Origin of the sequence: Sphingomonas faeni (assembly GCF_003053745.1) — a bacterium.
Classification (GTDB): Bacteria; Pseudomonadota; Alphaproteobacteria; order Sphingomonadales; family Sphingomonadaceae; genus Sphingomonas; species Sphingomonas faeni.
Window position 1 is genome coordinate 1 of record NZ_QAYE01000033.1, and the last position, 1,344, is coordinate 1,344.

At 65.0% G+C, this 1,344-nt stretch carries 1 protein-coding gene; it reads right to left on the reverse strand.

Annotation, left to right across the window (positions count from 1 at the left end; translation table 11 throughout):
- Positions 1 to 1,244 (reverse strand): IS66 family transposase (gene tnpC / locus C8J25_RS20145; protein WP_244187252.1); only part of this gene is annotated, 1,244 nt, incomplete at its 3' end.
- Positions 1,245 to 1,344 lie beyond the last annotated feature (100 nt).

The following is a 1,344-nucleotide window of genomic DNA, read 5'->3' on the forward strand; positions in this document are numbered from 1 at the left end:
CATCGTTTCGTGCCATAGGCGATAGCCTTGGCCATGTCGGACTTTGGCGACAGGCGGCGCAGTGCTGCGTCCAGTGCCTCGCGCAGCGCATCGACCAGCGGCTTCGTCCGGTTCTGCCGCGCCGCCAGCCGCACGTCAGGCGGCCTGCCGCGGATCTCGGCCTCTATGCTGTACAAGGCACCGATGCGTTCAAGAATGTCGGTGGTCAGCGGCGTAGCAACCCGCTCGTGCAGGTCGAACACCTTGCGCCTGAAATGGGCCCAGCACGCGACTTCGGTGACGCCGCTTCGATAGAGCCCGTCGTAACCGGCATAGGCGTCGGCCTGGAGGAAGCCTCGAAATCCGGCGAGATGGGCTTGCGGATGTGCACCGGTACGGTCGGTCGTGAAGCGATACCATGTCGCTGGCGGAGCCGTGTTACCGGAGGCGCGGTCATCGACTGCATAGACCCATAGTCGCCCGGTCGCGGTGCGTCCGCGGCCTGGGTCGAGCACCGGGACTGGCGTGTCGTCCGCGTGGATCTTGTCGCCTTTCAGCACTTCCTCGCGGATGCGACTGACGATGGGGTCAAGCAGCGCAGCTGCCTGACCGACCCAGCCCGCCAGCGTCGAGCGGTCGATGTCCAAGCCTTGGGCGGCCATCATCTCGGACTGCCGATAAAGCGGCAGGTGATGGTCGAACTTCGAGACGACGACATGGGCCAGCGTTGCGAATGTCGCCTTTCCGCGTGCGACTGCCTTCACCGGGGCAGCTGCCTGGACGATCTTCTCACAAGTCCGGCAGCTGTATTTCGGTCGGACGTTCCGCACCACGCGCCAGTGCACCGGCAGGACGTCGAGCATCTCATGGGCGTCCTGCCCGAGACGGCGTAGCGCACCGCCGCAGTCCGGGCATGTGCAGGCGCCGGAGGCGGGTTCGTGGACGACCTCCGCGTGTGGCAGGTGGTTGGGCAACGCACGGACTGGTGCCGGCCGCACGGGCGTGTCTGACAAGACCGCGCCGGTCTCCGGTACTGCGCTCTCGGTTTCCAGTTCCTCAAGTGCGAGTTCGAGCTGGGCGATCTCGCGCGTCAACTTCTCAGAGGATGCGCCAAACTGCATCCGCCGCAGCCGAGCGATCTGTCCACGCAGTGTCTCGATGAGCAGGTCGCGGGCGGCGAGTGCTGCATTGGCTCGGGCGAGCGAGGCCTCCAGCACGGCGATCCGCGTCTCGGCATCAGATGGGGCAAGAGAGGCTTGCGACACCTCATTTTCATAGCAGTTCGCGCACTCTCACACGAGCAAAAATGGCGGAAAAGCTATGTTTTCAGCCGGCCAATGTTGGTGCCCATGTCCGCTCTGGGCG